At 51.6% G+C, this 5,240-nt stretch carries 6 protein-coding genes; 2 read left to right on the top strand and 4 right to left on the bottom strand.

Annotation, left to right across the window (positions count from 1 at the left end; translation table 11 throughout):
* Positions 1-264: 264 nt before the first annotated feature.
* Positions 265-1,590 (bottom strand): AIR synthase-related protein, encoded by a 1,326-nt coding sequence (locus tag CW742_RS06570; RefSeq protein ID WP_292418140.1) that lies wholly within the window; start codon positions 1,588-1,590, stop codon positions 265-267.
* Between the two features lie 41 nt (positions 1,591-1,631).
* Positions 1,632-2,582 (bottom strand): tetratricopeptide repeat protein, encoded by a 951-nt coding sequence (locus CW742_RS06575; RefSeq protein WP_292418143.1) that lies wholly within the window; start codon positions 2,580-2,582, stop codon positions 1,632-1,634.
* A 432-nt stretch (positions 2,583-3,014) separates the two neighbouring features.
* On the opposite strand from CW742_RS06575, the gene CW742_RS06580 reads away from it, so the two are divergent.
* Complete coding sequence (locus tag CW742_RS06580) at positions 3,015-3,575, top strand: hypothetical protein (protein ID WP_292418145.1); 561 nt, start codon at positions 3,015-3,017, stop codon at positions 3,573-3,575.
* On the opposite strand, the gene CW742_RS06585 is transcribed toward CW742_RS06580, so the two are convergent.
* Both CW742_RS06585 and CW742_RS06590 read right to left on the bottom strand, forming a co-directional pair.
* Positions 3,556-3,747 carry a rubredoxin gene (locus tag CW742_RS06585; protein ID WP_292418146.1) on the bottom strand — a complete coding sequence of 64 codons (192 nt, stop codon included), beginning with the start codon at positions 3,745-3,747 and terminating at the stop codon, positions 3,556-3,558. The genes CW742_RS06580 and CW742_RS06585 overlap by 20 nt on opposite strands.
* A gap of 71 nt (positions 3,748-3,818) precedes the next feature.
* A complete protein-coding gene (locus CW742_RS06590; RefSeq protein WP_292418149.1) occupies positions 3,819-4,409 on the bottom strand; it encodes a DUF99 family protein in 591 nt (196 codons plus the stop codon).
* A gap of 38 nt (positions 4,410-4,447) precedes the next feature.
* On the opposite strand from CW742_RS06590, the gene aglJ reads away from it, so the two are divergent.
* The coding region (gene aglJ, locus CW742_RS06595) for an S-layer glycoprotein N-glycosyltransferase AglJ (protein WP_292418152.1) at positions 4,448-5,240 on the top strand (793 nt) is incomplete at its 3' end.

Here is a 5,240-nt window from a genome sequence, read left to right on the forward strand (position 1 = left end):
GTGTCAGACAGGGATGGAACCACGGGCGCTCGGGGTCTGCCGACCCTCGCCCCGTGGAACTTGGCCGTACGCGAGCCTTATATAAATAACAATGAGGGAGCCCAGGACATGCCCCGGCATTACCATTACAGTAAAATTTGCATCGATTCGAACAGGTAATAGATGCCGCCGCGGGGCGCCCTTCGGGGCGGCGGCCGTTCATCGCAACTGAGGGTAGGGGGTTTCAGCTCCCATCGTACGAGTGCGGATTTCAACAGAGCAGGTTTATTTTGTTCCTTTCAGTTTTGCAAGCACACGTTCCTTCTTCCGGATCGCCGCCTCCGATGCCCGCACAACCCCTTCCTTCATCTCCTCGAAATCGCGCACTTCCGTGTCCGCGACCTTCTTGACCGGAGTATAGGCAGACTCACGGAACCGTGGCGAGAAGTCATGGTCTCTGCCATCCCTGCGGAGCACAGCTTCAGGTTTCCCGGCCTCGACATGACCAATCTGCTTCATGGTTACTCCCGCGGAGCCAACGGCCCGGATAATATCGTCTGCCATCTCCTGCGGGGCAACCACCAGAAGCGAATCCAGCGAAACTCCAAGATAATCTATCTGGAGTTTTTCAAGCATCTCTTTTACCTGCGACTGGACAAGGCTTCCAATCTCTGTCTCATCAATGACAATCCGGCAGCCGGCCGTCTCCGCCATCTCGAATGCGTCCCCGCGAAGGCCGCCATTGGTAACGTCGGTCATCGCGTGAATGCGGGGGAAGACGGGATTTTTCAGCAGTGTCTCGCACGCAACGAGGAAATTCAGGTTTATGGTCTGCTCAACAACCTCGGGGAAGCCGGAGTAGATGGCAGCAGTCGCGATTGTGCCACCGCCAGCACCCTCTGTCATGAGCAGGACATCTCCCGGCCGGGTGGACTTTCTTGCCGTGATGTGCTCTGCAACTCCTACCGCGCCGACACAGCCGGTGAGCCGGTTGCCAAGCACCATATCGCCACCGATCCGGAGTGTGGAACCGGAAACCAGCGGAACATCCATCGCTTCCCCGACCGTGGTAATCCCTGCCGTATAATCGAAGATCTTGGCCACATCGCCATCATCAGCAACATGGATATCGGAGAAGAGCATGACGGGCTTTGCACCCATCACATAGGCATCCCGGAGCGTTGCCCGCGTAACGTGAAATCCTGCAAGGAAGGGGAAATCGGAGAGCCGGGAATGCATTCCATCAACGGTACAGACAATGTACTGGCCGCCGGCCTTCACTACACCGGCATCGTCCATCTCGTCAACGCCCACCGAGGCTGAAGTCTTGCCAATGATGCTGGCGATCTGGCGATGCGCAAAAAAGTCCCCTTTGCCCCGGGAGCCCACGCCAAACTCACCCATGCAGACACCCGCAGGTTCATACTCGAAGAAATCGCCCGTGAGCCCCCCCGAATTTTTTACTTCCTCTATCACTGCCTGCGCAAAAGCTGCTGCATACGAGGGGTTACACCCTTTTATCCGGACAATATGATCGGCGAGGCTTTCCTTGAGGGCACTCTCGTTCCTGCCTTCAAAAAGACCCCTGCGGGCATACTCCTCAACATCCATGTATTCCGGTTCGTAGAGCGGGCATAAAAATGCGGAGTATCCTATCGCAGGAGAATGCCGAGAACTTCAGAAAACGCGTGAAGCGCATCGTCGACCTTCCCGGTTTTTAAGAGCGACATTCCTTTCACAAGACCCGTACGGACATCATTTACATCAAGGAAATACGCTTGATCAAAAGCCCGGGCCGATTCTTCGAGCCGGCCGGTAAGGAAACACGAGTTGCTCAAAACAACCCACGCATCGGCAATAGCAGGATCGAACTCAAGCGCTTTTTCAAGAACCGGTATCGCTTCTGAATGCCGGCCCAGGAGCGACAGTGCGAGCCCTTTCCGGTACAGTGCTTTTGCATGTGTCGGATCAATCAAAAGAGCACGGTCGAGGGTCTCAATCGCATCCCGGTATTCTTTCAGGTGGATGTGGGCCACTCCCTTGTTGACGAGAGCGGAGAGAAAGAACGGATAGATCTTCAGGGCGCGGTCATAGCACGCAATCTCCTCTTCGTAGCGTTTCAGTTTTCCAAGCGCAAATCCCTTGTTCACCCATGCTGACAGGTACCGGGGCCGCACGGCAAGTGCCCGATTGCAGCAATGAACCTCTCCCTCGTGCCGGCCAAGCATCCCTAATGCAACACCCTTGTTGTTCCATGCGGTTGCATTCTCCGGATCGAGCGCAAGCGCTTGTTCGCAGCAGTGAATTTTCTCCTCAAACCGTGCCAGCATCCCGCAGGCAAATCCGCGGTTGTTCCATGCATCGATATTGTGGGGATCCAGCGCTATCGCCTTATCGCAGCATTCGATCTCTTCTTCGTAGCGTCCCTGTTTGCCCAGGGCAAACCCACGACCCACCCACGCGGGAGCAAATGCCGGATCGGCTTCAAGGGCACGGGTGAACGCCACGAGCGCCTCGTTATGCTGCCCGCTGCGCCCGAGCGCAAGGCCTTTGGAATAATACTTCCGGCAGTCTTCTTTCAAATCGGAATGAGTATTGTGCATTGACATCAGCGACACGGGAATTCTCAAGAAACAACACTGGATTTTACCAGAAATTGGTTCACGGCATATTTATTATCAGCAGGTCATTGAGGGAATTTTTTTGCGGACTCCTTTTGCGAGACAGGATGGGTCTTCAGGAATTATTCATTTCCGGATCCTGCTAACCACCTGTTCATGGAATATATTTCCTGTAAACACGAGCATTTGAAATCCTTATTTTCATGGAGGTTTTGCTGACTGCACCATACCAATCATTTTTTCTTTTTCACTTCCTTCATCTGCCTCATAACACCAGGTTCGCATAAGAACGAGACACGGCACGGGCGGAATCCTACGCAGATCCAGGGAAACCCACATAAAAATCCGGGTTCAAAAAAAATGTATAAAAATTAATTCATAAAAATTAATAATAATTGTAAGCAATATAGAATCGTGAAACCAGTAAACGAAGGGGCATCCCCTGCAATCCACGGTTGCATTCTCATCATGACAATAACGTTCATCCTTGCCGCACTGGTGTTACTCATGATACCTTCGCTTCCGGAGTATTCCTCTGATGAGATTCCGGTGATCTTTGAGATCATAACAATGGAATACACTAAAACCGCGAGCTGGAAATATGAAAACAAACTGATTGTGAAAAACTCCGGAACCAGAGGATATGATAATAGGAAACTCTATGCCATTACCTACCGGAACGGGGAGCGCCTTCCCTGCAAAATACCGTATATCAATTTCCAGTATTACATCAACAATAAACCACTGGGAATTCAGACAATCGGGGGAATGGGGACCGGTGGTTTGTCCTGGATCCCGGAAGCTGAGATAGTTATCTATTACTCCCAGGGGACCTTCCGTCCCGGGGATACAATTCGGTTCGAGGTCTATGACCGGGAGACCAACCAGATGATCTCAAGCGACACCTATCCGCACAAAGAAAAAACACGAGAGGTAAAAATGATGGAAGAGTATCTCAGTCATCTAAGCGCTTGAAGACGCCCTTTTTTGCTTTGAATATTTTACATTCCGGACAGCGCCAGGTATCAGGGACATTGTCCCAGGGGGTTCCTGCCGGGATTCCATTCTTCGGGTCGCCTTTTACCGGATCATAGATATAGTGACACTCAAGACAGACCCAGCGTGCAAGTTTTTCATCCGTAACCATGGGAAACAACTCCGAACAAGAATCCTCAATTGACATCAGTTATTTTTCTTTTGGTTATTTGAAGTCATCTCTCAAGGCAAATGGTATCCCGCATCAGGTTCTGTAAAGCGAGAAAACGAGCACGAGCGGGCGCAGAGGCGGGCCACCCGCAGGGGTTCCGGAATCCCGCCCTCGTGGGTAAAATCATTGCAGAGACGCGCTGCATCATCCGCTGTAATCCCCCAGCTGCGGAGATAGATAGACTGGCCCGTGTGCAATCGAACAGGATTACGGTTCCCCAGATCCTGATATGCCAAAAGGCGTAGTTCATCATGAGGAAAATGGTGCCGTATGTCTTCTGCCAGTCCATCTGATTCCTCATACGTAACGCAGATAGCCGGAACACCGGTGACTTCTGCAATCCGACCTGGATCGATGACATTGAACCAGGCAATGACACAGCCGGACAGGAGAATCACGTTCAGGTCTTTTCTCTGGAGGCGATTGACCATCCCGATGATCGCTTCGGTTGCATCCATGCCCCCAACAGTCACCGTCCCAAAACAGAAACCGTCGATCCGGAGATCTTTTCTCATCACAATCCCGGCAAGAGTTGAAGTAGTACTCCCGGTATAGCTCTCAGCAATTCCGAGCGCCCTCAGCCCTTTCTTGGGCAGATGCATAGAAGCACTTATGACACCGGATTAAAAATACTATACCAATGAAATTCAACAAAGATGAGGTCTGCATTTTAATTCCTACCCTGAATGAAGGGCCGACTATTGGAGGGGTGGTCAGGGAATTCAAGGCACTTGGCTATAACCACATCCTTGTGATGGATGGCAGGAGCACGGATAACACCGTAAAGGTTGCCCGTGAGGCTGGTGCAAATGTCCGGACGCAATCCGGGAAAGGAAAAGGAAATGCAATCATCGAGGCATTTGAGGTCATCGAACAACCCTACATCCTCATGCTTGATGGCGACGGCACCTACTCTGCAAAAGATGCGGAAAAGATGCTGACACCATTGTTCCTCGGGTTCGACCAGGTAATCGGGGACCGTCTCATCAATGCCGAAGAAGGTGCATTTTCCCGGTTGAACCTCTTTGGCAATCATATGCTCAATATGCTCTTCAAGATCGCCCACAGCCGCGACCTGCATGATATCCTGTCAGGTTACCGGGCATTCACGAAACTTGCCATCCACCAGATGCACTTAAAGGAGAAGGGCTTTGAGGTTGAGACGGAAATCTCGGTAGAAGCCGTGCGGAACGGCCACCGGATCATGGTCGTACCGGTAAAATATTCCCGCCGCCCTGGTACTGCAACCAAACTTTCCCCATTCCATGATGGAATAAAAATCGTCAGCACGATATACCGCCTCGCACGGGTCAACAATCCGATGTTCTATTTCGGTATGATGGGACTCTTCACGACCCTGCTCGGGCTGCTTACCGGAGTATATGTCTTATTAGAATGGCTCAACAATATCGAACATATCCGCCTTACCATTT

The organism is Methanoregula sp., from assembly GCF_002835825.1.
Lineage (GTDB): Archaea > Halobacteriota > Methanomicrobia > Methanomicrobiales > Methanospirillaceae > Methanoregula.